Genomic DNA, 24,200 nt, shown 5'->3' with positions numbered 1-24,200 from the left:
GGAAAATACGATGACGACCACCATGCGCCAGGAAATAAACGAGATTCCACAGGCGGTCAGCAGGCTGCTGAGCGATAGCCGTGCGAGTTTGGAGCAAGCGGGCGCAGCACTCCGCAAGCGCGATCCGGCGGTGCTGGTCACCATTGCGCGTGGTTCTTCCGACCATGCCGCCCATTTCCTAAAATATGCCGTCGAACTGGAACTCGGGATCGTCGTCGCCTCGCTCGGCCCGTCCCTCGCCTCGATTTATCAGGCACCGCTGAAACTGGACCGGGCGGCGGCACTTGCCATCTCGCAATCCGGGGCCAGCCCGGACCTTGTGGCGCTCGCCAAATCCGCCTTAGCCGGTGGGGCAACCACAATTTCACTGCTCAACACCATTTCTTCACCGCTGGCCACAGCCTCTGATATCGCCATCGACATTCAAGCCGGACCGGAAATTGCGGTTGCGGCGACAAAATCCTTTGTCAATTCCATTGTTGCTGGCCTGTCCTTGATCAGTGCCTGGAGCGACAACGCTCGCCTGGCAGCCGCGGTCGAAGCCCTGCCCACCCATCTTGAAAAAGCGCTGGCTCTGGATTGGAGTGGCCTGGTGGAGGTGCTGAAAGATGCCGATTCGCTCTACATGCTCGGGCGCGGCCCGACGCTGGCCATTGCCTGCGAAGCGGCGCTGAAATGCAAGGAAACATCTGAGCTGCATGCGGAGGCCTATTCTTCGGCTGAAGTGTTGCATGGTCCGGTCTCCCTGGTGTCTGCGAATTTCCCGATCATCGCCTTTGCCGCCCGCGACAAGGCGGAGGCTTCTATCGCCGCGACGGCCAATGGACTTGCCGCCAAGAATGCCTCTGTTTTCCTGACATCGTCTTTGGCAAAGGAGGCCAACCATTTGCCCTTCATCGAAACCGGCCATCCGCTGACCGATGCGCTGGCATTGATTGTACCCTATTATGGCATGGTGGAATCACTATCGCGCGCCCGTGGCCTTGATCCGGACAAGCCAGCCGCTCTGAAGAAAGTAACGGAAACCCGATGATCTCGTCTCGTAAGGCTCCCTCTTCATTCGCTGTGACAGGCGGCCGGATCTTTGACGGCACGCGTTTCCATGACGATCAGGCCCTGATTGTCGATCAGGGGCGGATCGCTGATATAATCTCCGAAAATACCGTGCCTGCTGCCCTTGCCAGGGTCGATGCAGGATCGGCTCTGGTCGTGCCAGGCTTTATCGATCTGCAAGTCAATGGCGGTGGCGGCGTGTTGTTGAACAACCAGCCGGATCTGGAGGGTATCCGGACGATTTGCGCCGCCCATGCAAGGTTCGGCACCACAGCGCTGTTACCGACATTGATTACTGACCATCCTGCCCTGCGCGATCAGGTTCTGAGCCTTGGCAGCCAAGCTCAGACCGAACAGATCCCAGGCTATCTGGGGCTTCACCTGGAAGGTCCGCACCTTTCACTGGCGCGCAAGGGCACCCATGATCCCGCCCTGATCCGCCCCATGAATGATGACGATCTGGCAAAGCTTATTGCCGCTGCCGACACATTCGGCACCGCGCTGATCACCATTGCGCCGGAAAGCGTTACCCCGCAGCAGGTGAAAGCCCTGCGAGCAGCGGGTTATCACATCAGCCTGGGCCACACGGATGCAAATTGCGCGCAGATTGGCGCCTATGTCGAGGCGGGCGCGACGCTCGTCACTCATTTGTTCAATGCCATGAGCCAGATGGGCAACCGCGAACCCGGCCTTGTCGGAGCAGCCCTTTCTTCAGAAACGCTGTCCTGCGGGATTATCGCTGACGGTTTCCATGTCGATCCGGTCTCGATGGAGATTGCCCTTCGCGCCAAACGCGGGTCTGGCCGGATTTTCCTGGTCACCGACGCCATGTCGAGCATCGGCACCGATGAAATCGGCTTCATGCTGAATGGTCGCCCGGTCTACCGCCAGGGCGGACGGCTGACTTTAGCCGATGGAACCCTGGCTGGTGCCGATATCGATATGCTGTCCTGCATTCGGTTTGTTCATGAAAAACTTGCAATAACGCTTGAGGAGGCGCTGAACATGGCGTCGCTTTATCCGGCCCAGTCGATTGGATGCGAGACGAAAGGCCAGCTAGCGCCTGGCAAGGATGCCGACTTCCTGTTGGTCACCCCGCAACTCGACCTGGTTTCCACCTGGATCGCTGGAACATGCGTTCACAGCACAGCAACACATTCCGAGGCCCGGCGCGCATGATTGTCTGTTTCGATATTGGCGGAACGGCCATCAAGGGCGCGATTGCCTATTCGCCTGAGGATATCCGTCCCTTTCCACGTCAGCCGACGCCGGGACAGGATTTCGACGCATTTGTCGGCGTCATCAGGTCAATCATTGCCGAGGCGGGAGAAACCCCAAGCTGCGTGGCAATTTCCATCTGTGGTATTATAGATGTGGATACCCGTCGTGCTGTCGTCGCCAATATACCCTGTATCCATGGCCGTTTGCTGCAACACGATCTGGAAGAGGCCCTGGGCCTGCCTGTACTGATTGCCAATGATGCCGATTGTTTCGCAATCGCCGAAGCCGGATTGGGCGCCGGTCGCGGCCACCGCGTAGTGTTCGGCGTCATTCTCGGCACTGGCGTCGGTGGCGGTCTGGTGGTGGATGGCAAACTGATCAATAGCGACGGCGGCTTTGCCGGAGAATGGGGCCATGGACCAATTGCCGCAACCGAGGTCGGCGAACCGCCTGTCGCCATTCCTCGGTTTCAATGCGGCTGCGGTCAGAAAGGCTGTATCGATGCCATCTGTAGCGCGCGCGGCATGGAAAAGCTCCATACACACCTGAGCGGCGAAAACCGAACCAGTGAGGACATCGTCAAGAGTTGGGAAATCGGCGAACCCAAGGCAAGCCAGACCATTGCGGCATTTGTCGAACTGCTTTCCAGTCCACTGGCTCTGGTCGTCAATACGACAGGCGCAAGTATACTGCCGGTCGGTGGCGGCCTGTCCAATGCCACAAAACTGGTCGAAGCCATCGACTTAGCCGTCAGGGCCAAGATCTTGCGACGGTTCAACTATCCTATCGTGGTTCCAGCGCAATGCCGACTGGAGCCTGGCCTGATCGGGGCCGCCTTGCTGGGGCTTGCAAGGCAAAATTAAACGCCGCCATCAATTGCCGCTTTTCCTTTCAAATACCCTTTTCCTGTCAAATGCCCACAATCATAGCCGCGACAAACAGGAAGGCGGCGGCGCAAGCAACAAAAGGAACTGCCCCGGCAATCCTTTCACGAATGCCAATCGATTGGTCGGTGACAGGCTGCATGGCGGAGTGAGAGGTTCCGGCACTGGCCAATATGGGCGAGACGGCATCAAGCATCAGACGTTCAACAATACTCATCACAGCCTCCTTCACAAAACGTGCGTTTACAAAATCGGGAAAAAACCACCGAGGAGAATTGCGTGGCAATTCTTGCGATCTTCCCGAAGCTTTTGCTCCTGCTCGGCATATCGATCCTTGCCGGGCTGATCGTTACCTGGGTTGTCGTTCCAAAACCTCGAAAACAACGACGTCTTCTTCTCACTCCGGATCGTCACAACAGGTTTATGTGTATCGCCCTCAACACGAGATTTGCTGTCTTCGGCCAGATCGAAGGGAACCCGAGTCAACCCAAACAGGTCGTAAGAAAACATATTTACAGCTATCGGCATCGTCACCCCTTTGAAAATTGCAGGACGTCCGCCCCGTTTATTTTCATTCCAACGCCACTCAATGGTGACAGTGATGTGCGTTTTCGTCAATATAGTCTATAAAATTACTATTCTACCTATTCACACAAATAGAGAAATTTTGTTTTCAAAACATCGAAAAGCCTAAAAGATCCTGTCCAGATCCGAGCATCGGCATTTCAGCCGCTCACTCCTTCCGTATTCACCGCCTCCAATCACAATTTACAGACTTTGCATGCACGTAATTAACCGACGCAATGTATTTCATGTAAGTCTAATTTTCTATTTCAAAATACCATGAAGTGAGATTCCCATGACAGGCCAACGGCTGGAACAGACTTTCGAGGAAGGGCCTGAACCTGACACCGAAAGCCCAGAACCCTTGCAATGCCGTCAGGCGCGTATGATTCGCCATCCCGATGCAACCCGGGCCATCATTCTGGATGCCGCCATTCAGGAGTTTGCTGCCAAGGGTTTTGCTGGCGCCCGGGTGGATGCCATCGCATTGCGCTCGAAAACCAACAAACGAATGCTCTACCATTTCTTTGGAGACAAGGAGGGCCTTTACGTGGCGGTTCTCGAGGTGATTTTCTCGAATGTCACCGCTGCGGGAAAAAGCCTTCACCTGTCTCGCCGTCAACCGCTTGATGGCATACGTGAACTGGCTTTGCACACCTGGAACTACTTTCTGACCCACCCGGAATTCGTCAGCCTGCTTGCCACCGAAAACATTCTGAAGGCTGAATATTCAAGCCGGTCCAAGACCATTCCCTCGACCCATGGTCCATTGCTCGCGGAAATCGAAAAACTGTTACAGCGGGGGATCGAGCAAGGCCTCTTCCGTTCCGATGTCAATCCGGTGACGGTCTACATGACGATTGCTGGCTTAAGCTTCTTCTACATCAACAATCGCTACACACTGGCGCTCAATCTTAACCCGAACGTCTGGCAACCGTCTGCTATCGACGCCTGGGGCGAACATATTGTGATGGTCACGCTGGCTTTCCTTGCGCCGGAAACCAGAACAGGAACCTGACTTGCCATCACCGCATAGAGCTTGTTTGCTCAGCCTTCCTCCCCGCCCGCAAATGCCTTGCGCACAATGCCATGACGCTGAAGTTTGTCGTAAAAGGTCTTTCGGGGAATTTTCAGCGCCTCGATGGTTTTGCGCACATCACCCTCATAGTGGCTAAGGGTCTCGCGCATGATATCCGCCTCATAGCGATCCAGCCGCTCCGGCAAGGATAAATCAGGCAAGTCGATCAAAACGGCACTACTGCCACCCGCATCCATATCTTCCAACCCCAGAACAAAGCGTTCGGCAAAATGCGTCAATTCACGCACATTGCCCGGCCAGTCGTGGTCCCGCAGATAACGCTCGACACCGGCTGACACCGGCGGTGGCTCGCGGCGGAACCGGCCCGCGGCCCGCTCAATGAAATGGGCAAACAAAAGCGGCACGTCATCACGGCGTTCGCGCAACGGCGGGATGGTCAATGTCACCACATTCAGGCGGTAATAAAGGTCCTCGCGGAATTCACCGCGCTGCGCAGGGTCACTCAGATCGACTTTGGCTGCGGCAACCACGCGCAGGTCCACCGGGCGTACTTCGTTGATCCCGAGCGGCGAGACTTCCCGCATTTCCAACACGCGCAGCATCTGCACCTGGGTCGCCGCAGGCATGCTCTCGATTTCGTCGAGAAACAATGTGCCGCCGCTGGCATGTTCGATCCGGCCGATCCGCTTTTTCTGCGCACCGGTAAAGGCGCCCGCTTCATGGCCGAACAACTCGCTTTCGATCATGCTTTCAGGCAGAGTGCCGCAGTTCAAGGCGACAAAATTGCCCTTGGCGCGACGGCTCCAGCTATGCAGCAGGCTTGCCACCACTTCCTTGCCACTGCCGGTTTCCCCCGTCACCAGCACATCGACGTCGGTATCGGCGATTTGGCGCAAAGTGCGCCGCAGCCGTTCCATCGCGGGGGTCTGGCCAATCAGTGGCAATCCATCCTGGGCCGCATCGGCCACCTGGCGCAGCTTGCGATTCTCCAGAACGAGCCGTCGCATTTCCACGGCGCGATGGACGCTCTGTTGTAGCCTGTCGGTGGCAAAGGGCTTGGTGATAAAATCATAGGCCCCATCCTTGATCGCCTGTACCGCCATGGCGATGTCGCCATGGCCCGTCACCAGAATGACTGGCAACTCGGGGTCCAATGCCTTGACCCTGCTGAACAATTCCAGGCCGTCGATATCAGGCATACGAATATCGGAAACGATGACGCCGCGAAAATCACTGGAAATCCGACGAAGCGCCTCCAGCGGCGCTGAAAAAGCCTGAACGGAAAATCCCGCCAATTCAAGGGTCTGCCCCGTTGCCGCCAGCAGATCCTGATCATTGTCAATCAGGATGACATTATTGGTAGCCGTCGCCTGCGCTGACGTCATGATATATCCGCTTTCAAGAGAAGGATGGTAAAACATGTACCGGATGGCGTGCTCTCGACGCTAATCCGTCCGCCATAGTCACTGATAATGTCACGGGAAATGACCAGGCCGAGACCCAGGCCTTTTTCCTTTGACGTGGTGAAGGGGGTAAAAAGCAGACGCCTGATGTCCTCTGGAATGCCCGGACCGTTATCCTCGATGGTCACCACGACATGTTGTTCTGTTTCTTGAACCGAGACCTCGACGTGGCCATCGCTGCGATGCTCCAATGCCTCGAGCGCATTCTGCAGTAGATTGATCAGAACCTGCTCCAGGCGAACCCTATTGCCTTTCACGGTCAGATCCGACGCAACGTCGGGAAGAGAAAGCGCCTCCAACCGCCCGGCAAAACGGCTGCGCAGCAGCATGACCGCCCCCTCGATCGCCGCCCCAAGCGGCACTGGCTCCGGGGCGGTCCGGCCCTTCCGGGCAAAAGCCTTCAATTCTTCGGTGATCGTACCGATCCGCTCCGTCAGCGAGGCGATGGCGCCTAGATTGCTGTTTGCCTGCTCCGGCTGGGCACGCTCCAGAAACACCCTGGCATTTTCGGCATAGGCCCGGATCGTAGCGACAGGCTGGTTTATTTCATGGGCAACGCCCGCCGCGACCTGCCCCAGGATCGCCAGCCGGTTGGCCTGGACCAATTCCTGCTGCACGCCTTGCAGCCGCTGCTCGGTGGTTTTGTGGCCAGCGATCTCCAATTCCAGTCTGTCTCGGGCCTGTGAAAGATCGCGTGTTCGTTCATCTACCCGCCGCTCCAGCTCCAGTTGGTCGGCCTCCACGCGCGCAAGGCGGATAACCGTTGCCTGTCGTCGCCAAAGCACCAGCGAGACGACCAGAAAAAATGGCGCCAGCAGAGCCAGGGTCAACAGTCGCCATTCCCGCGTCGAGGCTGCGATTACCGGTTCAGTCGGGACGAGATAATTGAGATGCCAGTTGGTGGTCGGCACGGCAACCGATAGATCAAGGTAGTCAGCGGGTATGGTGCCGGGAAAAATCGTCCGCACCAGAAGCTCATCCGGTATAGCGCTGCCTGGCACCTGCTGGGCGCGATTGATCGGCAAGGCCTGCAAAGGCGCATCGCCGAACTGCAAACTGTTGCGTATTTGGGTCAATTCCTCTGGCTGCAACGTCGATAAAGTCATGAAGCGCCAGGATGGAAGACTGGAAATCAGCACCACCCCATTCCCGTCGGTGACAAAAGCCGCTCGCCCCTCTTCCCGCCAATCGCTTTCCAATTGCGCAAACTCTGCCTTCACGACCACAACCCCCAAAGGGGCATTAACCGGGCCGACACGCCTTGAAATATAGAGGCCTGGACGCTTGCTAATGTTACCGAGCGCGAAATGTTCGGCGGCACCGATCGCCATGGATCGACGAAAATAGTCCCGAAAAGAATAATCGACACCAACAAAGCTCACCGGCTCGCGCCAATTGCTGGAGGCAATGGCATGTCCTGTCGCGTCCGTGACATAAAGAACGGAAGCACTTGTGCCAGCAACCAACCGCTCGAGCTTGTCGTTCAACCGTTCCGTTGCAGCGACTGTGCGGAGGCTCAATGCATCGACAACCTGCTGATCCTCCGACAAGAGCAGTGGCAAGGAGCGCGGCCTCTCCAACACTGCCCGCAGGAAGGCGACCTTAAGATTGGCGCTAGTGCGCGCCTGCTCAGACAAATCCTCCAAAGCCGCAGTGCGGGCGTAAAGGCCAATCAGATAAAGCGCCAGAACGGTGACCAAACAGGCAAGAAAAGCCAGCAGAAGCCATGGCTTTCTTGGACGCCTGGCATAGGCCGGGCTGGATCTGGGCTTGTCATGCGTCATAATCATTACCGACTTTGTGCATTTTTCCGCACAACACACAAGGCACTGAGCGAAAGATCGCGCGAAAATCCGCCATGGATCATGGCTTAAACGCGGCTTTTCAATGGCTTGGCGCAGCGCTCCACTCTGGCACGGTGATTGCATTGACGAAACCGAACATCGGTGTCGATGTTGACACGTTGCATAAGCTCCCGGGAGGCCGAAGACATCGGTTGGGAGCACCTACCGGAGGATCCGATGCATATTTCTACCACCACCGCCCCGCAGGGCGGCAAGCTCCCATTTTACCGCCATCTGTATTTTCAGGTTATCGTTGCGATTATCGGCGGCATCCTGCTCGGTCATTTTTACCCGCAAACAGGTGAATCTCTCAAACCCCTCGGCGATGCTTTCATCAAGCTCGTCAAAATGGTCATCGCGCCTGTTATCTTCCTGACCGTGGCCACCGGCATCGCCGGCATGTCCGACCTGAAGAAAGTCGGTCGCGTTGCCGGCAAGGCAATGATCTACTTCCTGTGCTTCTCCACGCTGGCGCTCGTTGTCGGCATGCTGGTGTCGAATATCCTGCAACCCGGCGCAGGCATGCATATCAATCCAGCGACGCTGGATGGCAAGGCTGTTGCCAGCTATGCCCAGCAGGCCCATGATTCGACGATCACAGGCTTCTTGATGAACATCATCCCCGACACGATTGTCGGCGCTTTTGCCAAGGGTGATATTCTCCAGGTCCTATTCTTCTCGGTGCTGTTCGGCTTGGCCCTGGCCATGGTCGGCGACCTTGGAAAGCCGGTCACGAACTTCCTGCAGGCTTTGACCGCGCCGGTCTTCAAGCTGGTCGCTATCCTGATGAAGGCCGCACCAATCGGCGCTTTCGGCGCAATGGCCTTCACCATCGGCAAATACGGCATTGGCTCGATCGCCAACCTGGCTTTCCTGATCGGCACATTCTACCTGACGTCTTTGCTGTTTGTCCTCGTCGTGCTTGGCGGCGTTGCCCGCTATAACGGCTTCTCCATCCTGGCCCTGATCCGCTACATTAAAGAGGAACTGTTGCTGGTACTGGGAACATCGTCTTCAGAAGCTGCCCTTCCCGGCCTGATGGCCAAGATGGAACGCGCAGGCTGCAAGCGCTCGGTTGTCGGTCTGGTCATTCCAACCGGTTATTCCTTCAACCTTGATGGCACCAACATCTACATGACTCTGGCAGCCCTGTTCATCGCCCAGGCGACGGATATCCAGCTTTCGCTCGGCGACCAGATCCTGCTGCTGCTGGTAGCGATGCTCAGTTCCAAGGGTGCCGCAGGCATCACTGGTGCCGGCTTCATCACCCTGGCTGCAACGCTGTCCGTCGTCCCTTCGGTCCCCGTCGCTGGCATGGCGCTGATCCTGGGCATCGACCGCTTCATGTCAGAATGCCGGGCACTGACCAATTTCATTGGCAATGCCGTCGCAACCGTGGTCGTTGCCCGCTGGGAGAACGAACTCGATCAGACACAGTTCCAAGCCGCCATGGCAGGTGAATTGCCGGAAGAAATCGATGTCGTAGCCGAACCGGTTCCAACGGCCGCCTGATAAATCTGGACCCCAAGCACAACAAAGCCCCGGCATATTCAGCCGGGGCTTTTCTTTGGACAATCAAGCAGAATTAAAGAAGATTATCGCTGGTCGTTGTCGTCGCAGCCGCATACTCCTCAAGGGAATAGGCCTTGATATAATCGACCTTCAACTCTGAGCCATCGCTGAAATCGGAACTGCTTGGCGTCCCAGCCATCCCGCCAACCGCCAGATTGACCACCATATACATCGGCTCATGCATATCTGACGGCGTATCCGTCTGATGCACCGCAACGTCGTCAATATACCAGGTTAGCGTCGTTTCCGTCCACAACACGCCGTAGGTATGATAGCCTTCGGTGTCGGTGTAAACAGTCGTGGAATCGGATGTTTGTTCGCCAGTTTCATTGCTGTGCGCGGTGACAATTACTTCGCCCTGATTCTGGCCACGCATTTCAACCACATCGAGTTCAGGTGGCCAACTCCCGTCCGCCGGCAGCAGCCAGAATGCCGGCCATGCGCCCTGATCATCAGGCATATCGGCGCGGATTTCGAAATAACCGTAGGTCTGGCTAAAAGTAGATTCGGTGCTGAGCATCCCCGAGGTATACTCATAGCCATTGATCTCGCTCTGGATATCTTCCGACGCAACGGATGCGGTGATGGTCAACACACCGTCAGAGATGGAGAAAGGATTGACCGACGACGTCCCCTCATAGGAGGGATTTATATACCATTGCAACTCGCTGTTATCGACCAAAGTGCCGCCATTGGACGCAAACCAGCTATAGCCCGTATCCCACGTTCCGCTCGTGCCGTCATGCAGGGACAAGCTGTTAAAATCATCTGAAAATGTTTGCGTGAGATTGGTACGATCCAGTGTCAGCTGAAACTGGTCGGAGGTAAAATCAGAAATTACGGTATCGCTGAATAGGATGCTTTCGCCATTGCCGAGGTCGAGTGAAACATCACTTCCTGTCTGGGTCATATGACTTTGCACCTCGGTAAAGTCCGAGAAATCATAATTCTGCAAGCGCACGGTATCATCGCTGGAGAAATCAGTGATCCTGTCGCTGCCATTGCCACTGCTGAATACAAAGGTATCAGCCCCGCCGCCGCCGATCAGGACATCGTTGCCACCATAGCCGTCAATGGTCTGGATACCTGTGCCGCCGGTGATGATGTTGTTCAGGCTATTGCCGAAAGCATAGCGGTTATCGCCTGTCACGACCAGGTTTTCAATGCCATCACCAAGCGTGTAACTCATCCAGGTATTGACTGTGTCAACACCCGCCCCACCTGATTCACTGGCCCTATTAATACTGGAATAGAGATAATAGACATCGTCACCCGTGCCACCATTCATGGTGACATTGACCGAGCTATCCCCATACATTGCGTCGTTTCCGCTTGATCCATTCAGCGTCAGGCCACTTCCCGTGGCTGAATACCAATGGGTCGGATCGCCACTATAATAAAGCGCCTCGCCCAAGCTGTTGAGAAGATATTTGCTGGCCATGCGAACCTCTTTCAGTTGCAGTCAACACCTTACCCCTTTTGGAATGATAGGACTTTATTCGCCGAGAACCAAACGATCTTTCCCGTAATGGTAATATTTTTTCAATTTCGCAGGCCCCGAACGACCCACCATGGTTGTTTTCAAAACAGGTGTATCAAAATAGGGCAATCATCTTGTTTAAACCCCGTAAAGCGCGAGCAGCAAGGGATCGACACCGAACAAGACTTCATGGAAGGCAAACAGCAAAGCGAAGGTGCCGGCTGCGGTCAGGACAAGCGCGATCGCCATGTCACGGTCCAGACGCAATCTGGCACGGCCAGACAGAATGGCGGCGAAGGGCAAAACTGACGTTGCGGCACCCAATTCAGGGCCGGCTACGTCAATAGTTCTCCGGTTTCGGCGGTCCAGTATCGCCATTCCCACCAGCGAGAAAAGCGAAAATCCACCGAATAGAATAACGCCACGCATTTCACCATTTGGAAAAATATGACCGAAAGCCCAGAGAAAAAAACCCCACAAAACCGGATGACGCGTTATCGAAACGATGGCTCCAGGCTTTCGCCCTGCCCTGAAGGTCACCGAATATGGATTGGGGCTGATCAATCCGCACACCACCAGAAAAAGACCGATCGGCACGAGCACCAGCGTCAACCAGGCCTGCCAGGCCCTGTCCATCCACAGCGCCACATCATCCGCTTCCATGAAGGCGTAGAATATCCAGAGCAAGCCTGCCAGCGACAGAATTGAATAGAGAACCATATAGGTCGTCCGACCCAGGCAAGACACAAGCCGACCTTTGATGCTGGGTATTGCCGGGACGGAATGCGTCAATACAAAGAAAATGAGTGCAAGCAACAGGTTAGACATGCAACCATCCGGTAATGTAGACATCAATGAAAGACAGCAAACCACACACTCCTAAGGCCGAAGCGCTGCATCAGGACCGCAGGCACTCGCAAGGTCCAATCTGGACCCAAGCCCCCCAGGGTTCTTGATAGCACGTCCCTTTTCAAGAAAACCGCATTCCACTTTTCTCAGATAAACTCAAGCCAAGCCCCCACCTTTTGAGGGTCACAAATGCGCGATTTGCGCAAGATCAAAGTGATGCCGCATCCGGTGACTTAAAAACGTGAGCGAAGAGACACAAAAGAGAGTGAAACACCATGCATATCGCCTTGAAGCGCCTCGCCGCCCTGACCATCATCGGCGCGATGTCAACGGCATCGGCTTTCGCCGCTGATTACGAAATCCATATGTTGAACAAGGGCGCCGATGGCACACCCATGGTATTCGAGCCCGCCGCGCTAAAAATCGCGCCTGGCGACACCGTAACATTCATTCCGACCGACAAGGCCCATAGTGCCGAAGCGATCACCGGCCTTGTGCCTGAAGGTGCGGAGGTCTTCAAAGGCAAGATCAATGAAACAGTGAAGGTGACATTCACCCATCCGGGTGCTTACGGCGTCAAATGCGCACCGCATGTTGGCATGGGCATGGTGGCTGTTGTAGTGGTCGGCGACGTTCCACCCCCCAACGCTGCGGCCTTCGCGGCCTCAAACCTGCCCAAAAAAGCCAAGGACAAATTGCTGGCTGAACTGGATACCCTGCACTGAATCCCAACTGAGGAACCCGAAGGGTCACCATAAACATAGAGCCGCCGATCCCTCAGGACCGGCGGCTCTTTTGTCTCTATTGCATTTCAGCGAAGACTATTCACGTTCACCGGTGAAATTCAGCAGAAGCTGGAAGATATTGACGAAGTTCAGGTAAAGCGACAGAGCGCCGAACACTGCCAGTTTTTGGCGCGATTCCTGGTCGATATTCTCCGCATACTGCTCCTTGATATTCTGGGTATCCCAAGCCGTCAGGCCGACGAAAACCAGGATACCGATTACCGAGATCGCAAATTGCAGGGCGCTGGAGCCCAGGAAAATGTTGACGATGGAGGCAATAACCACGCCGATCAGGCCCATCATCAGGAAGGAGCCGAATTTCGACAGGTCACGCTTCGTGGTGTAGCCGTAAAGGCTCATGGAGCCGAACATGGTTGCGGCGATGAAGAATGTCCGGGCGATGCTGGTGCCGGTAAAGACCAGGAAGACTGAGGCCATCGACAGGCCCATGACCGCACAAAACGCCCAGAACGCCATCTGCGCCGCGCTGGCCGACATGGTCTGAATGCGGAAGGAGAAGAAAAACACGAAGGCGAGCGGTGCCAGCATCACCACCCATTTCAGCGGCGACTGGAAAATCGGCACATACAGCGCTGGTGTCGAGCCGACAATAAACGCAACAAGACCGGTAATGACCAGGCCAAGGGCCATATAATTGTAAACGCTTAGCATATGCCTACGCAGGCCCTGATCGAACAAGGCACCCGCCTGCGCCTGCGCGCCGCCCCCTTGCGCCTGTGTACTGAAAGGATAGTGTTTATTCACAGGTTCCATAATTGAGGTCTCCTCTTGATGTTCAGGCTGACAATTGGTGTCACGCCATAAGTCATTACAGGCCCGCCGCTTTTTAACGCGGCGCCAACCCGGTTTCAGTAAAGCGTCCTGGCAAGCTGGCCAGCCACATCTGTCAATTCGTCGCCCGAGCGGTCCTTGGATACCAGCGCGTAAGCCACTTCGCCGATCTGCCAGTAAGCAGCCTTTGCACCATCCGTCTGGGCGAGCGTGACATTCTGCACAGCGAAAGAGCCAGTGCGGGCCGCAAACAACGTCACTTCCGAACCCCGCTTCGGCTTGACGGCGATTTCAACACTCGGCCCGTAAGCCGACGGGAAAATCTGGCTATCGGCAATCGTCCAATTGCTGGGCAGATCCGGCATGACGATGCCAGTCGCAGAACGGATTTCCTTGCGGTCGAACATTGGCGCCTCGGCTTGGCCCTGCCCCCCTTGAACCTGCGTGACCTGATGAGGATGAAGACTTTCCCGCAACAATGTCGTTTCATGGGCTTGTAATGCTTCGCGCACGAAGGCCGGTGTCGGCACGGAGGCGATAACCTGGGTGGCCGCGAATGGATTGATAACGGAATGCGCGACCCAACCAACGCCGATAAAAATAGCCACCGCAGCCGCCCGGCGCAGCACTGTCATGCGGCCTGCCTGCATCAAAGCCTGCTCCAGCCGGCGAGCCGCATCCCGGGTTGCCGGCCGCGCCGCGCCCAAATCAAGCGCCAGTCGGTCATGGGCCAGCCCCAAGCGCAACTCGTCGCGCACACGCAGATCAGCCATCATCCGCGCGGCTGCATCGGGATGCCTGGAAAGATAGGCCTCGACCTCGATCCGCCGCTGAGCGGTCAGTTGATCGTCGATATAGGCCTGTAGATCGAAATCCAAAACCGGATCAGGATGGTGTGTCATCGGAACCTCCAACAATGCGAAGGCCTACCGGTTTGGAGCCGCCCTGCCCTCTCTGGGCTGGCTTCTCCACCGGTGGCGGTAGCGCCCGCCGTCCCGCATCTGTCATTTCAAGATCGCGCAGCCGCGCCCGCGCCCGCGACAGCCGCGACATCAGCGTGCCAACTGGAATATTCAAAACATCGGCAGCCTCCTGGTAGGAGAGCTCTTCGATCGCCACGAGATGCAGGGCCTGGCGCTGCTCTTCCGGCAAATCCATAAAGGCCCGGCGCACCTGCGCCAACCGCACCACATGCTCCTGCTCGGCTCCTATGACCGGATCGACAAGATCGGCGGCCAGCGCATCGCGTCTTGCCGCAGATCGCCTGCGTCGCAAGCTATCCACGTGGGTATTGTGCAGGATCGAAAACAACCATTGGCGGATATTGCCGCCGCGCCGGAAGCTGTTCTGGTGCTCATAGGCCCTGACCAGGGCATCGTTGACGAGATCCTCGGCTTCATCGGTATTGCGCACAAGCGACAGGGCATAACGCCTCAGCGCTGCCAATTGTCCAATCACGTCAAAGGGGCCGGATCTGTTGTTCATACCCCTATATACGCAGGAGAGGCTGTTGATATTCCCGGGGACGAATAATTTTTTGCCATTTTTCCGATTCCGGGTGAAATCGTTGGCGCACACGCAATGGCCTGCCCGTTTTTCAAGGGTGCGACAATTTGATTATTGCCATTTCGGGCCTTTTGCCACGACAAAAAGTGGCATTTGCCATCTCGCAACTGCGAAGAGAACTTTGAGGGAACCCACTGAATCGCAAGGGTTTTTGAAAGGCATCCCCGCACTACTGCGATAGCACACAACAACCATAGGAGGATATATTTCCTATATTAGCGACACTCCCTGCGACAAAACGCGCATTTAATCTCACCGGAAAAGGATTAATTCGCGCTTATGCGCTTGATGAGAGTCAAAGTAATGAAAAAATTCCCGATCCTATCCTCCCTCCTGCTTTTGCCCATGCTGCTGCTTTCGGGCTGTAACATGGTGGTGATGTCCCCCGCCGGTGACATTGCAGCGCAACAACGCGACCTCGTGGTCTTCGCCACCGTGTTGATGCTGATCATTATCGTCCCGGTGATCCTGCTGACGTTTTTCTTTGCGTGGAAATATCGCTCTTCCAACACCTCGGCGGTCTATCTGCCGGACTGGAACCATTCCACCAAGATTGAAATCCTGATCTGGTCGGCACCCGTCGCCATCATTCTGGTTCTGGGAACGGTAACCTGGATCTCCACACATAAGCTCGACCCCTACCGCCCTTTGGAGCGGATTGATGCCGAGCGAACCATTCCCGCCGACGTGAAGCCGCTGACTGTTGAAGTCGTCGCTCTCGATTGGAAGTGGATGTTCATCTACCCGGACCTCGGGATTGCCACGGTCAACGAACTGGCAGCACCGGTTGATGTTCCGATCAATTTCAAGATTACCGCTCAGTCGGTGATGAACTCCTTCTATATCCCGGCGCTTGCTGGCCAGATCTACGCCATGCCTGGCATGCAGACCAAGCTGCACGGCGTGATCAACAAGGAAGGCGTTTATGACGGTTTCTCAGCCAACTATTCCGGCGCTGGTTTTTCCAACATGCGCTTCAAGTTCCACGGTCTGACCGATCAGGGCTTTGCCGACTGGGTAGCTCAGGTCAAGGCGAAAGGCACCGCGCTTAACCGCGACGCCTATATCAAGCTTGAAAAGCCAAGTGAAAAAGATCCGGTGCGCTACTTTGCATCCGCCGACAAGGATCTTTTCAACGCCATCATCAATATGTGTGTCGATCCTGCGAAAATGTGCATGAGCAATATGATGCATATCGACATGATGGGCGGAGCTGGCAAGGAAAGCGCCGAGAACCGCGAGAAACTGCAATATGACAACCGTGGTGTCGATCTGAGTGTCACGCCAGGCCATGGCACCGACGCGAATGCGCCACAGGATCATTCGCAGGCTGCTCCTGCTACCGACAGCATGCCCGTCGCATCCACAACTGACGCCGGCAACCACACAATGCATCATTCGATGGCCGATCATTCCATGCCTGGAATGGACATGCCTGACACAGATAACGGCGCGACCGCGCCAGCTCAGCCTAAAAACTGAGCCGGCAATCTCGCGATATTCAACTTAAACGGGGCCTCCCATGTTCTCAAACCCTGAACTTATGAAGTTCATCTTCGGCCGGTTGACCCTAGATGCGATCCCGTATCACGAACCCATTCTCGTGCTGACCTTTGTGGCTGTCGCGATCGGTGGCATTGCCGTGCTCGGCGCCGTTACCTACTTCCGCCTCTGGGGCTATCTCTGGAATGAATGGTTCACCAGCGTCGATCACAAGAAGATCGGCGTGATGTATGTCATTCTGGCGCTGATCATGCTGTTGCGCGGCTTTGCCGATGCCTTGATGATGCGTGGCCAGCAGGCCATGGCCTTCAATGGCAATGAAGGCTTTCTGCCGCCGCATCACTATGACCAGGTCTTCACCGCCCATGGCGTGATCATGATCTTCTTCATGGCCATGCCGTTTGTAACCGGCTTGATGAACCTCGTCGTTCCCTTGCAGATCGGCGCGCGCGACGTGTCCTTCCCGTTCCTCAACAACTTCTCCTTCTGGATGACGGTTGCAGGTGCGGTGATCGTAATGATTTCGCTGTTCGTCGGTGAATTCGCCCGTACCGGCTGGCTGGCTTATCCGCCGCTTTCGGGTGGCGATTACAGCCCCGGCGTCGGCGTCGATTACTACATCTGGGGACTTCAGGTGGCCGGTGTCGGAACGACATTATCAGGCATCAACCTGATTGCGACCATCGTCAAGATGCGCGCTCCGGGCATGACCATGATGAAGATGCCAATCTTCACCTGGACCTCGCTCTGCACCAACGTGTTGATCGTTGCCAGCTTCCCGATCCTGACTGCCACGTTGGCTCTGCTGACGCTCGACCGTTATGTCGGCACCAATTTCTTCACCAACGATCTCGGCGGCAACCCGATGATGTATGTGAACCTGATCTGGATCTGGGGTCACCCGGAAGTCTATATCCTGGTTCTTCCCGCCTTCGGCATTTTCTCCGAAGTGGTTTCGACCTTCTCCGGCAAGCGCCTGTTTGGCTATACATCGATGGTTTACGCCACGGTCTGTATTACGGTCCTGTCCTACCTGGTGTGGCTGCATCACTTCTTCACCATGGGTTCGGGCGCCAGCGTCAACTCGTTCTTCGGCATCACCACGATGATCATCTCGATCCCGACGGGCGCGAAGATCTTCAACTGGCTGTTCACGATGTATCGTGGCCGCATCCGGTTCGAAGTGCCGATGCTTTGGACCATGGGCTTTATGGTGACTTTCGTTATCGGCGGCATGACCGGCGTTCTTCTTGCCGTGCCACCAGCCGACTTCGTCCTGCACAACTCGCTGTTCCTGATCGCTCACTTCCACAATGTCATCATCGGCGGCGTGGTGTTCGGTCTGATGGCTGGCGTCACGTTCTGGTTCCCGAAAGCGTTCGGCTACAAGCTCGATCCGTTCTGGGGCAAAATGTCCTTCTGGTTCTGGTTGGTCGGCTTCTACTTCGCCTTCATGCCGCTGTATGTTCTCGGCCTGATGGGTGTAACCCGCCGCATGAGCCAGTTCGACGATCCGTCGCTGCAAATCTGGTTCATCATCGCCGCATTTGGTGCCTGCCTGATTGCGCTTGGTATCGCTTCCTTCGTCATCCAGCTCGTCGTCAGCTATTTCAAGCGCCACGAACTTGCCGACCTGACGGGCGACCCATGGAATGGCCGGACCCTGGAATGGTCGATTTCCTCGCCACCGCCAGCCTATAACTTCGCTTTCACACCTGTTGTCCACGACACCGATGCCTGGGACGACATGAAGAAGCGTGGCTATAGCCGTCCTCTGCTGGGCTTCAAGCCGATCCATATGCCGAAGAATACCGGCACGGGCGTTATCCTTGCAGGTCTCAGCGTTGCCATGGCATTCGGCCTAATCTGGTACATGTGGTGGTTGGCCATCGTGTCTTTCGTGGCGATCATTGCAGTGTCGATCTCGCACACGTTCAACTACAACCGTGACTTCTATATTTCCGCCGAAGAGGTGGTGAATACCGAAGCAACGCGGACCGCGCTTCTGGCAAGGAAGGGGTGATCAGATGGATCCCAGAACTTTAAAAACTGCAAAGCCGGAATTCTACCTGACGGAAGAGCATCATCCGGAAAGCAGCACGAACCTTGGGTTCTGGCTCTACCTGATGAGCGACTGCCTGATCTTCGCAATGCTGTTTGCCACCTATGCCGTGCTCGGTCGCAATTATGCGGCTGGCCCGGCTCCGGCCGACCTGTTCGACCTGAAACTGGTAGCGATCAATACAGCCATGCTGCTGTTTTCCTCGATCACCTATGGCTTTGCCATGCTGTCGATGGAGAAGAACAACAAGGCCGCTACGCTGATCTGGCTGGGCGTGACCGGTGTATTCGGCGCAATCTTCCTGGCGCTCGAACTCTATGAGTTCGTTCACCTGATCCATGAAGGAGCAGGTCCAAATCGCAGTGCCTTCCTGTCAGCCTTCTTTACGCTGGTCGGCACCCACGGTTTGCACGTTACCTTCGGCATCATCTGGCTGGTGACGCTGATGGCCCAGGTCGGCAAGCATGGACTGGTCGAAGCAAACCGCCGTCGCCTGATGTGCCTCTCGATGTTCTGGCACTTCCTCGACGTTATTTGGATTGGCGTATTCTCCTACGTCTACCTGCTGGGAGTGATCGGATGAACGACAATTCGCACGCACATTCGCATGGCCACGGCCATGATCATCACCATGGCGGCCACGAGGCCAGCCACGGCTCGATGAAGACCTATATGATCGGCTTTATCTTGTCGGTCATCCTGACGTCGATCCCGTTCTATCTGGTGATGAGCGGCAGCCTGACCAACAAGGCCTTGCTGGCTGGTATCGTCATGGGCCTCGGCGCCATCCAGGTCGTGGTTCATATGATCTACTTCCTGCATATGAATACCAAGTCGGAAGGCGGCTGGAACATGATGGCGTTGATCTTCACCATCATCGTTGTCGTTATCGCGCTCTCCGGCTCACTCTGGGTCATGCATCACTTGAACACCAATATGATGCCGATGAGCCCCGAAATGATGCGTAACGTCCCGTAAGGACGCCGATATCCGATCGGGCGGCATATCCATGTCGCCCGATCCGTTTCAGGACGATTGATACATGTCAGACCAGCAGGCCATCAGGCGTATTTCGATAAAGAAGGTTGCCCTATCCGGCTTTCTCCTGCTGGCAACGGCCTTGTTCATAGCCCTCGGCATCTGGCAAATTGAGCGTCTGGGCTGGAAAAAAGCATTGATCGCTCGTGTTGATGCTCGTGTTCATGCCGAACCGGTGGACGCACCATCCCCACCTCAATGGCCTTCCGTCAATCGCGACGCCGATGAATACCGCCATATCAAGACTTCCGGCATTTACGAACACGACAAGGAAACCCTGGTCTACGCCGCCACGGAATTGGGCGCGGGCTATTGGGTCATGACCCCCCTCAAGACTGAAAAAGAGGGAACCCTGTTGATCAACAGGGGCTTTGTACCGATTGACCGCAAAGACCCGACCCGCCGGGCGGAAGGTCAGATTCTCGGAAGCGTGACCGTAAGCGGCCTTCTGCGCATCAGCGAACCAAATGGAACCTTGCTGCGCTCCAATGATCCAAATGCCGATCGCTGGTATTCACGCGACGTTTCCGCCATTGCCGACAAGCGCAATCTGACCCAAGTGGTGCCGTTCTTTATGGACGCCGACAAAAGCGATGTGCCGGGCGGCTATCCGGTCGGTGGTTTAACGCAGATCCGTTTTCCCAATAGCCATCTTCAATATGCAGTAACCTGGTTTGCCATGGCCGTGATGAGCCTGGCATTCCTCTGGTTCCTGCTGAAACGCAAGAACTCCACAGAAGACGCGCACGACATGTGATCGAGGCCAAGGCTGCTGTAAACAGCAGCGCTATTTCCTAATGATCACCCAAGACGCCCCTCCCCTTCGAAGCAGCAGGATGAAACGAGAACATAAATTGTCAAACCGAGCCTAATAGTTTGACAATTCAACATGTAACTATTTGATTTAATTTATTTACTTTTCGGCATGGCGGAAGAGGTGTCCGTCATAGTTGGGTATTTATCTGATTGAAAACGTTTGGCCCGGTGCCGAAAAATGCGCGCTGTTACCCACGCCATTGCCCACCGGTAGAGCATGCAAAAACTGCGGGTTAATCACATGAAATTTTGATTTGGGATTTTGTTTGGGTGCCAGGACTGCGGCGGTGCTTGACACTCACCATAACGCCGCAGTCCTGGTTTGGTACGTGTAGCTATAGATCTACACTTAAGGAAGCTCGGCGGACGCCAATCTTCAAGCCTCATCATTTTCCTTCATGTGGCGCTGAAAAGCAATATCGGTTGTTAACCGGCAAGAATGATCCGAACTGCGCAAAGGCCCTCACGCGAGGCGTGGAACTGGCGCTGGCTTTTGTCGAGATCGTTTAGGCTCTCAAGCGAAAGCCTGGTGCATTTATCGGCATAGACAGCGGCATTGCGGTTGATCTCTTTGAGGCGGCGCTCCATCGCGATTGCCTCGTGCATCATGTCGGCGAAAAGCCGGAGGTCGCTCATAGTTGCTCCTTGTTCTTCTTGATCGCGTTGCGACTGGTGACCATAGTGTATCCGTCAGAAAAACGGACAAGGCAGGAATTCATGGTGCCGCGTGCAAGCACCTCGCATGTTTGCCCTTTGCGGCCTTGCCGGTTCCATCGATAGATGTAAGGCAGCTTCATTTGACGATCCTTGGGCCCGTGTAATTTTCGGGAATTTTCGGCCTAGCGTCATCGCCCTGCACCTGCATGGCCTTATTGAGCGTGGGGTTGAATGGGGCCTTTTTGAAATTCAAACAGCCCCATCGATTACGCTCTCCTTTGAAGAAATCCTTTGGCTCATCTGGGCTTGCCATTGACCAATAGTCGGATGACTGAACGAAATGTAAGGCACATTTCCATTTTTCTGGGCAAGACCAGTCATCGCAATAACGCTGATCGCTCATACCCGCCCCCCTCTTCATCGCGCGGATCGCGGCGGCGCTGATCTGATGCAGCGCGATTTTCTTGGTGTAGCGGGCTGGTTATCGTCCATTGATTGATACGTCTTTCAATGCGCGGATATCGGCAAGCGCCAAAGCCGCAATCCGTAGAGCGTAGGAGCGGTTGAACTTTTCCAGCGCTTGCATATCGGCTATGATCTTTTCAATCCGCATGGCAGCCGATTCCAGCGCATTGTTGCGTTCCTCTGCTAATTGGCTGGCGCTGATATCGGCGCGGATAAACGCAATGCCGCCACCTTCAAAAGCATCATCTTGGCACCAGCACCGATCCGGCGCACCGGGTTGCTCAAGGAAAATTCGTTCGTGGTCGCTCATTGCTCCACCTTCCCATCAGCGGCACATTTCCGTTCTTCGTGGGCCGCGTTAAGCTTTTCAATTTGTTCTGCAAGACGGACATTTGATGCCGCAAGTTCTCGCCTGGCGGACGCCCCTTCAATATTTACATAAGCAGAGAACAGCATGACGCCGCACATTATTGGTGCGGTAATCAGCCAAACTTTATCCATTGTGCTCATCACTCTGCCACCTCTCAAAGATCGAATGCGCGGAGAACGTCTTGTGCCGTCCAGTATTCCCGCTTTAGCCAATCTGGCGCGTCGTCTGGCATCGGCGTGGCCGGATACCAGCCAAGACGGACATAGCGAGCATCGCCGGGGTGGGTTGCGGCCATGTCCCTGATTGCTCTTTTTGCCGCGCCGTAAGCGGCGGTCCTTTCGTTTTGCTCTCTGTCATCCGTGATAGGATCTGCCCATGATGAGCCGCAGAGATACACCTTTGGAACCTTAGCCTCTGCGCACCAACTGAGAACGCGCTTTGCAAGAGTTACCGTATGGACATGTTGTTCGATGGCCGCATTCGGATCTGCATTGCCTGCGCAATGATAAACTACGGCGGGGGTGGTCAGTAATGAAAACGGTATGTCAAGTGATCCGTCTATCCCGAAAACGGTCTCACCTTGCGCGCGTAGAGTGTGAAACAGCAAAGAGCCAATACGACCATTGCAGCCGAATATGATGCTTGTTTTTTCAGCCATCACTCTGCCTTTCCTTTGTTAAGGGCGGCCCTGGCATTGCGGAAATCGCCGTAGGTGATGCCAGTTCGCATGACCAAACTTTCTACGCGCCGTGGATTGGGCAAGCATGAAGAGATGTGATCGGCCTCTTCAGCGAACGGCTTGAGCGACGCCTCCAACTCTGCAATACGCTCGTCTTTCCCCGCCATTTGATCGACCGTAGCCTCAATGAAATCAGCCTTGATATTGATCTCTGTCTCCAGCTCGGCAATGCGAGTTCGGCTACGAACCAACTCCTGGCAAGCCATATCCATCACAGCGTAGGCTTCCGGCTGATAGCCGGTTATGCCTGCGCTGATGATCTTCATCCATTTGTCAAGATCCCCCTCAAAACGGAGCCTTTCTTGCTCGTCAATGCGGGCCTGTTGGTCGGGTGGGTCGATGCGTAGAAAGTGTATGGGAGAATCATACATGTTCGGCTTGATTTCTTGCTCCCGGGCCTGAATATTCCGAAATACCAGAGTTGGTTCCTGCACTGCGTCATAGACGTTGCTATACTCTCCCTCTGACCGGCTCGAATCGTCCACAGTCGGCTCCTGCGCTGGCGCTGTGGTGATGGCAGAGCGAGCAGCATCAAGAGCATCCTTCGACCAATTAAGCCCAACGTCTCTGTGTCCGTATTTCTCGATTGCACACTTGAAGGCGTGGACAATATAGAACGGGCGGTTTTGGCACGAAAACCCACCAAGTTTGTTTTCCTCTAGGTCTTTCCAGAGGATTTCGGCTTCGCGAAGCATCGATTTTTTTTCATCTTCAGAAAGCAGTTCTGGGAAATTTGGCGCCACCGTCTGCGGCTGGGCGGATTTCGCCTTATCAATCTTGTCAAGGTGATCAAGTAGGACATTGCGGTCAGCGACATGATCATCGTACCTTACATACTCGCCGTCTTGAGTTGGCTCGATATCCCATCCCTCTCCATCGCGGTAAATTCCCGCATAACGCTGGATTTCACTTTCTATTGGCTGCGGCTGGGCGGATAGGGCGGCTTCAATCGCCCGCGCAATATCGCCAGCGCGCACGTTCCCGACGATCCGCGCTTCTGGAACCCACGCCTTCGCGCATTGTAGGACTGCGGATAAGACTTCTTGCGATGTACCATTGTCGGGGGCGACGATAGTTTCCAGCATTGCATGTGTGCGATCTTCTTGGGTTGGGGCCTCCGCAATAGCCGCCGCTATCGCATGCCGAATAACCTCATCTGGGATTCCAGGCCGCGACCTCGAAAGAATGCTGTCGGCGCGGTTCACCATTTCTTCTGTGACGATCATGTGTTTGCACCTTCCTTCAGGAAATAGCATTTGGCGCTCGTGTCGTAGCGCATCAGGTGTGGGTGAAGTTTTTGCACGGTGCCGAAATCCTTGGAGGCAACTTGCTCCGTGACCCCGAACTTTTTCACGACGTGGCTGCGGTTGATGAAACCGAAAATTTCGACGGTCTCGATGATCCATGCAACGCGGAGGTTTTCGAAATACCTCATCGG

At 55.4% G+C, this 24,200-nt stretch carries 28 protein-coding genes; 11 read left to right on the top strand and 17 right to left on the bottom strand.

Annotated elements, in window-relative coordinates; all coding sequences use genetic code 11:
• The first annotated feature begins 10 nt into the window (after positions 1-10).
• From FS819_RS23430 to FS819_RS23420, 3 genes are read left to right on the top strand one after another with little or no spacing between them, the layout of a single operon-like run.
• A complete protein-coding gene (locus FS819_RS23430; protein ID WP_156549618.1) occupies positions 11-1,033 on the top strand; it encodes an SIS domain-containing protein in 1,023 nt (340 codons plus the stop codon).
• Positions 1,030-2,232 carry an N-acetylglucosamine-6-phosphate deacetylase gene (gene nagA / locus FS819_RS23425; protein WP_156549616.1) on the top strand — a complete coding sequence of 401 codons (1,203 nt, stop codon included), beginning with the start codon at positions 1,030-1,032 and terminating at the stop codon, positions 2,230-2,232. The genes FS819_RS23430 and nagA overlap by 4 nt, the downstream gene beginning before the upstream one ends.
• On the top strand, positions 2,229-3,137 hold the full coding sequence (locus FS819_RS23420; RefSeq protein WP_156549614.1) for an ROK family protein: 909 nt from the start codon (positions 2,229-2,231) through the stop codon (positions 3,135-3,137). The genes nagA and FS819_RS23420 overlap by 4 nt, the downstream gene beginning before the upstream one ends.
• A 46-nt stretch (positions 3,138-3,183) precedes the next feature.
• Here the strand turns inward: FS819_RS23420 and FS819_RS23415 are convergent, their stop codons facing one another.
• A complete protein-coding gene (locus FS819_RS23415; protein WP_156549612.1) occupies positions 3,184-3,375 on the bottom strand; it encodes a hypothetical protein in 192 nt (63 codons plus the stop codon).
• A 26-nt stretch (positions 3,376-3,401) separates the two neighbouring features.
• Positions 3,402-3,776, bottom strand: a complete 375-nt coding sequence (locus FS819_RS23410; RefSeq protein WP_156549610.1) for a hypothetical protein — start codon at positions 3,774-3,776, stop codon at positions 3,402-3,404.
• A 241-nt stretch (positions 3,777-4,017) separates the two neighbouring features.
• Between FS819_RS23410 and FS819_RS23405 the strand changes: the two genes are divergently transcribed.
• Complete coding sequence (locus FS819_RS23405) at positions 4,018-4,740, top strand: TetR/AcrR family transcriptional regulator (protein WP_156549608.1); 723 nt, start codon at positions 4,018-4,020, stop codon at positions 4,738-4,740.
• A gap of 29 nt (positions 4,741-4,769) precedes the next feature.
• Here the strand turns inward: FS819_RS23405 and FS819_RS23400 are convergent, their stop codons facing one another.
• Positions 4,770-6,146 (bottom strand): sigma-54-dependent transcriptional regulator, encoded by a 1,377-nt coding sequence (locus FS819_RS23400; protein WP_156549606.1) that lies wholly within the window; start codon positions 6,144-6,146, stop codon positions 4,770-4,772.
• A complete protein-coding gene (locus FS819_RS23395; RefSeq protein WP_234624684.1) occupies positions 6,143-8,008 on the bottom strand; it encodes a sensor histidine kinase in 1,866 nt (621 codons plus the stop codon). Before FS819_RS23395 ends, FS819_RS23400 begins: the two co-directional genes overlap by 4 nt.
• Positions 8,009-8,245: 237 nt before the next feature.
• Between FS819_RS23395 and FS819_RS23390 the strand changes: the two genes are divergently transcribed.
• Complete coding sequence (locus tag FS819_RS23390; protein WP_156549604.1) at positions 8,246-9,580, top strand: dicarboxylate/amino acid:cation symporter; 1,335 nt, start codon at positions 8,246-8,248, stop codon at positions 9,578-9,580.
• A 73-nt stretch (positions 9,581-9,653) separates the two neighbouring features.
• Here FS819_RS23390 and eglC read toward each other — a convergent pair whose 3' ends face one another.
• Positions 9,654-11,081 carry an endo-1,3-1,4-beta-glycanase EglC gene (gene eglC / locus FS819_RS23385; RefSeq protein WP_156549603.1) on the bottom strand — a complete coding sequence of 476 codons (1,428 nt, stop codon included), beginning with the start codon at positions 11,079-11,081 and terminating at the stop codon, positions 9,654-9,656.
• Positions 11,082-11,258: 177 nt separating this feature from the next.
• On the bottom strand, positions 11,259-11,948 hold the full coding sequence (locus FS819_RS23380; protein WP_197434117.1) for an NnrU family protein: 690 nt from the start codon (positions 11,946-11,948) through the stop codon (positions 11,259-11,261).
• Between the two features lie 296 nt (positions 11,949-12,244).
• Here FS819_RS23380 and FS819_RS23375 point away from each other — a divergent pair, with 296 nt between their 5' ends.
• On the top strand, positions 12,245-12,694 hold the full coding sequence (locus tag FS819_RS23375) for a pseudoazurin (protein WP_156549599.1): 450 nt from the start codon (positions 12,245-12,247) through the stop codon (positions 12,692-12,694).
• Positions 12,695-12,790: 96 nt separating this feature from the next.
• Here FS819_RS23375 and FS819_RS23370 read toward each other — a convergent pair whose 3' ends face one another.
• The 3 genes from FS819_RS23370 to FS819_RS23360 all read right to left on the bottom strand — a co-directional run bounded on the left by FS819_RS23370 (position 12,791) and on the right by FS819_RS23360 (position 15,031).
• Positions 12,791-13,528: a Bax inhibitor-1/YccA family protein gene (locus FS819_RS23370; RefSeq protein ID WP_156549597.1), complete on the bottom strand. Its 738-nt coding sequence runs from the start codon at positions 13,526-13,528 to the stop codon at positions 12,791-12,793.
• Positions 13,529-13,623: 95 nt separating this feature from the next.
• Positions 13,624-14,448, bottom strand: coding sequence for an anti-sigma factor family protein (locus FS819_RS23365; RefSeq protein WP_156549595.1), 825 nt, complete (start codon positions 14,446-14,448; stop codon positions 13,624-13,626).
• Positions 14,432-15,031 (bottom strand): sigma-70 family RNA polymerase sigma factor, encoded by a 600-nt coding sequence (locus FS819_RS23360; RefSeq protein WP_070163311.1) that lies wholly within the window; start codon positions 15,029-15,031, stop codon positions 14,432-14,434. The genes FS819_RS23365 and FS819_RS23360 overlap by 17 nt, the downstream gene beginning before the upstream one ends.
• A 384-nt stretch (positions 15,032-15,415) precedes the next feature.
• Between FS819_RS23360 and cyoA the strand changes: the two genes are divergently transcribed.
• From cyoA to FS819_RS23335, 5 genes are all read left to right on the top strand, one after another.
• Positions 15,416-16,594 carry a ubiquinol oxidase subunit II gene (cyoA, locus tag FS819_RS23355; RefSeq protein ID WP_070163310.1) on the top strand — a complete coding sequence of 393 codons (1,179 nt, stop codon included), beginning with the start codon at positions 15,416-15,418 and terminating at the stop codon, positions 16,592-16,594.
• A 40-nt stretch (positions 16,595-16,634) separates the two neighbouring features.
• Positions 16,635-18,638: a cytochrome o ubiquinol oxidase subunit I gene (gene cyoB, locus FS819_RS23350; RefSeq protein ID WP_156549593.1), complete on the top strand. Its 2,004-nt coding sequence runs from the start codon at positions 16,635-16,637 to the stop codon at positions 18,636-18,638.
• Positions 18,639-18,642: 4 nt separating this feature from the next.
• The gene (cyoC, locus tag FS819_RS23345) at positions 18,643-19,260 is read left to right on the top strand and encodes a cytochrome o ubiquinol oxidase subunit III (protein ID WP_070163308.1); all 618 of its coding nucleotides are present in this window, start codon (positions 18,643-18,645) and stop codon (positions 19,258-19,260) included.
• Positions 19,257-19,655, top strand: a complete 399-nt coding sequence (gene cyoD, locus FS819_RS23340) for a cytochrome o ubiquinol oxidase subunit IV (protein ID WP_156549591.1) — start codon at positions 19,257-19,259, stop codon at positions 19,653-19,655. Before cyoC ends, cyoD begins: the two co-directional genes overlap by 4 nt.
• A 64-nt stretch (positions 19,656-19,719) precedes the next feature.
• Complete coding sequence (locus FS819_RS23335) at positions 19,720-20,472, top strand: SURF1 family protein (protein WP_156549589.1); 753 nt, start codon at positions 19,720-19,722, stop codon at positions 20,470-20,472.
• 485 nt (positions 20,473-20,957) lie between these two features.
• Here FS819_RS23335 and FS819_RS23330 read toward each other — a convergent pair whose 3' ends face one another.
• The 8 genes from FS819_RS23330 to FS819_RS23295 all read right to left on the bottom strand — a co-directional run bounded on the left by FS819_RS23330 (position 20,958) and on the right by FS819_RS23295 (position 24,197).
• Positions 20,958-21,167, bottom strand: a complete 210-nt coding sequence (locus FS819_RS23330; RefSeq protein ID WP_071202218.1) for a hypothetical protein — start codon at positions 21,165-21,167, stop codon at positions 20,958-20,960.
• Positions 21,164-21,328: a hypothetical protein gene (locus FS819_RS23325; protein WP_197523698.1), complete on the bottom strand. Its 165-nt coding sequence runs from the start codon at positions 21,326-21,328 to the stop codon at positions 21,164-21,166. Before FS819_RS23325 ends, FS819_RS23330 begins: the two co-directional genes overlap by 4 nt.
• A complete protein-coding gene (locus tag FS819_RS23320; protein WP_071202219.1) occupies positions 21,325-21,591 on the bottom strand; it encodes a hypothetical protein in 267 nt (88 codons plus the stop codon). Before FS819_RS23320 ends, FS819_RS23325 begins: the two co-directional genes overlap by 4 nt.
• A 78-nt stretch (positions 21,592-21,669) precedes the next feature.
• The gene (locus tag FS819_RS23315; protein WP_234624683.1) at positions 21,670-21,963 is read right to left on the bottom strand and encodes a hypothetical protein; all 294 of its coding nucleotides are present in this window, start codon (positions 21,961-21,963) and stop codon (positions 21,670-21,672) included.
• The gene (locus FS819_RS23310) at positions 21,960-22,163 is read right to left on the bottom strand and encodes a hypothetical protein (protein ID WP_234624682.1); all 204 of its coding nucleotides are present in this window, start codon (positions 22,161-22,163) and stop codon (positions 21,960-21,962) included. Before FS819_RS23310 ends, FS819_RS23315 begins: the two co-directional genes overlap by 4 nt.
• 14 nt (positions 22,164-22,177) lie before the next feature.
• The gene (locus FS819_RS23305) at positions 22,178-22,681 is read right to left on the bottom strand and encodes an NAD-dependent epimerase/dehydratase family protein (RefSeq protein ID WP_180641217.1); all 504 of its coding nucleotides are present in this window, start codon (positions 22,679-22,681) and stop codon (positions 22,178-22,180) included.
• Positions 22,681-23,988, bottom strand: coding sequence for a hypothetical protein (locus FS819_RS23300; RefSeq protein WP_234624681.1), 1,308 nt, complete (start codon positions 23,986-23,988; stop codon positions 22,681-22,683). The genes FS819_RS23305 and FS819_RS23300 overlap by 1 nt, the downstream gene beginning before the upstream one ends.
• Positions 23,985-24,197, bottom strand: coding sequence for a BrxR family helix-turn-helix transcriptional regulator (locus tag FS819_RS23295; protein ID WP_234624680.1), 213 nt, complete (start codon positions 24,195-24,197; stop codon positions 23,985-23,987). The genes FS819_RS23300 and FS819_RS23295 overlap by 4 nt, the downstream gene beginning before the upstream one ends.
• Positions 24,198-24,200 lie beyond the last annotated feature (3 nt).

The organism is Allorhizobium sp. Av2 (assembly GCF_021462805.2).
GTDB classification, from domain to species: Bacteria; Pseudomonadota; Alphaproteobacteria; order Rhizobiales; family Rhizobiaceae; genus Allorhizobium; species Allorhizobium vitis_G.
Note: the sequence above shows the minus strand (reverse complement) of the source record. Positions and strands in the feature narration are given on the sequence as shown.

What these genes read in the sequence shown, in the direction of transcription:
- FS819_RS23430 (WP_156549618.1), top strand. Translation starts at nt 11, where the DNA reads ATGACGACCACCATGCGCCAGGAAATAAACGAGATTCCACAGGCGGTC.
- nagA (WP_156549616.1), top strand. Translation starts at nt 1,030, where the DNA reads ATGATCTCGTCTCGTAAGGCTCCCTCTTCATTCGCTGTGACAGGCGGC.
- FS819_RS23420 (WP_156549614.1), top strand. Translation starts at nt 2,229, where the DNA reads ATGATTGTCTGTTTCGATATTGGCGGAACGGCCATCAAGGGCGCGATT.
- FS819_RS23415 (WP_156549612.1), bottom strand. Translation starts at nt 3,375, where the DNA reads ATGAGTATTGTTGAACGTCTGATGCTTGATGCCGTCTCGCCCATATTG.
- FS819_RS23405 (WP_156549608.1), top strand. Translation starts at nt 4,018, where the DNA reads ATGACAGGCCAACGGCTGGAACAGACTTTCGAGGAAGGGCCTGAACCT.
- FS819_RS23400 (WP_156549606.1), bottom strand. Translation starts at nt 6,146, where the DNA reads ATGACGTCAGCGCAGGCGACGGCTACCAATAATGTCATCCTGATTGAC.
- FS819_RS23395 (WP_234624684.1), bottom strand. Translation starts at nt 8,008, where the DNA reads ATGACGCATGACAAGCCCAGATCCAGCCCGGCCTATGCCAGGCGTCCA.
- FS819_RS23390 (WP_156549604.1), top strand. Translation starts at nt 8,246, where the DNA reads ATGCATATTTCTACCACCACCGCCCCGCAGGGCGGCAAGCTCCCATTT.
- eglC (WP_156549603.1), bottom strand. Translation starts at nt 11,081, where the DNA reads ATGGCCAGCAAATATCTTCTCAACAGCTTGGGCGAGGCGCTTTATTAT.
- FS819_RS23380 (WP_197434117.1), bottom strand. Translation starts at nt 11,948, where the DNA reads ATGTCTAACCTGTTGCTTGCACTCATTTTCTTTGTATTGACGCATTCC.
- FS819_RS23375 (WP_156549599.1), top strand. Translation starts at nt 12,245, where the DNA reads ATGCATATCGCCTTGAAGCGCCTCGCCGCCCTGACCATCATCGGCGCG.
- FS819_RS23370 (WP_156549597.1), bottom strand. Translation starts at nt 13,528, where the DNA reads ATGGAACCTGTGAATAAACACTATCCTTTCAGTACACAGGCGCAAGGG.
- FS819_RS23365 (WP_156549595.1), bottom strand. Translation starts at nt 14,448, where the DNA reads ATGACACACCATCCTGATCCGGTTTTGGATTTCGATCTACAGGCCTAT.
- FS819_RS23360 (WP_070163311.1), bottom strand. Translation starts at nt 15,031, where the DNA reads ATGAACAACAGATCCGGCCCCTTTGACGTGATTGGACAATTGGCAGCG.
- cyoA (WP_070163310.1), top strand. Translation starts at nt 15,416, where the DNA reads ATGAAAAAATTCCCGATCCTATCCTCCCTCCTGCTTTTGCCCATGCTG.
- cyoB (WP_156549593.1), top strand. Translation starts at nt 16,635, where the DNA reads ATGTTCTCAAACCCTGAACTTATGAAGTTCATCTTCGGCCGGTTGACC.
- cyoC (WP_070163308.1), top strand. Translation starts at nt 18,643, where the DNA reads ATGGATCCCAGAACTTTAAAAACTGCAAAGCCGGAATTCTACCTGACG.
- cyoD (WP_156549591.1), top strand. Translation starts at nt 19,257, where the DNA reads ATGAACGACAATTCGCACGCACATTCGCATGGCCACGGCCATGATCAT.
- FS819_RS23335 (WP_156549589.1), top strand. Translation starts at nt 19,720, where the DNA reads ATGTCAGACCAGCAGGCCATCAGGCGTATTTCGATAAAGAAGGTTGCC.
- FS819_RS23330 (WP_071202218.1), bottom strand. Translation starts at nt 21,167, where the DNA reads ATGAGCGACCTCCGGCTTTTCGCCGACATGATGCACGAGGCAATCGCG.
- FS819_RS23325 (WP_197523698.1), bottom strand. Translation starts at nt 21,328, where the DNA reads ATGAAGCTGCCTTACATCTATCGATGGAACCGGCAAGGCCGCAAAGGG.
- FS819_RS23320 (WP_071202219.1), bottom strand. Translation starts at nt 21,591, where the DNA reads ATGAGCGATCAGCGTTATTGCGATGACTGGTCTTGCCCAGAAAAATGG.
- FS819_RS23315 (WP_234624683.1), bottom strand. Translation starts at nt 21,963, where the DNA reads ATGAGCGACCACGAACGAATTTTCCTTGAGCAACCCGGTGCGCCGGAT.
- FS819_RS23310 (WP_234624682.1), bottom strand. Translation starts at nt 22,163, where the DNA reads ATGAGCACAATGGATAAAGTTTGGCTGATTACCGCACCAATAATGTGC.
- FS819_RS23305 (WP_180641217.1), bottom strand. Translation starts at nt 22,681, where the DNA reads ATGGCTGAAAAAACAAGCATCATATTCGGCTGCAATGGTCGTATTGGC.
- FS819_RS23300 (WP_234624681.1), bottom strand. Translation starts at nt 23,988, where the DNA reads ATGATCGTCACAGAAGAAATGGTGAACCGCGCCGACAGCATTCTTTCG.
- FS819_RS23295 (WP_234624680.1), bottom strand. Translation starts at nt 24,197, where the DNA reads ATGAGGTATTTCGAAAACCTCCGCGTTGCATGGATCATCGAGACCGTC.